The organism is Methylobacterium frigidaeris, assembly GCF_022179185.1.
GTDB classification, from domain to species: Bacteria; Pseudomonadota; Alphaproteobacteria; order Rhizobiales; family Beijerinckiaceae; genus Methylobacterium; species Methylobacterium frigidaeris.
In genome coordinates this window covers 1-331 of sequence record NZ_BPQJ01000165.1, presented here as the reverse complement: position 1 = coordinate 331, position 331 = coordinate 1, and the positions used below count along the sequence as shown (strand labels likewise).

Annotated in this window: 1 protein-coding gene; it reads left to right on the top strand. The window is 42.6% G+C overall.

What is annotated here, in order from left to right; translation table 11 throughout:
- On the top strand, nt 1–331 hold a 331-nt coding region (locus MFF64_RS39060; protein WP_498071635.1), incomplete at both ends, for a sensor histidine kinase.

Genomic DNA, 331 nt, shown 5'->3' with positions numbered 1-331 from the left:
CAGACTCATGAATTTTCAAATAAGCTTTATGCGATTTTAGGGCTGCTTGAGCTTCGGCAGTATGATGAAGTCATTGATGTGATTAAAGAGGAATATGCGATGCAAAATGAACAGCATGATCTTTTATTCCATAACATCCATTCGCAGCAGGTGCAGGCCATTTTGTTAGGGAAAATAAGCAAGGCATCGGAAAAGAAGGTCAAGCTGGTGATTGATGAGAACAGCTCACTCGCGCCTCTTCCTGCGCATATCGGCTTGTCCCATCTTATTACGATTATTGGCAATTTAATTGATAACGCTTTCGAAGCTGTAGCGGAGCAAAGCGTGAAGG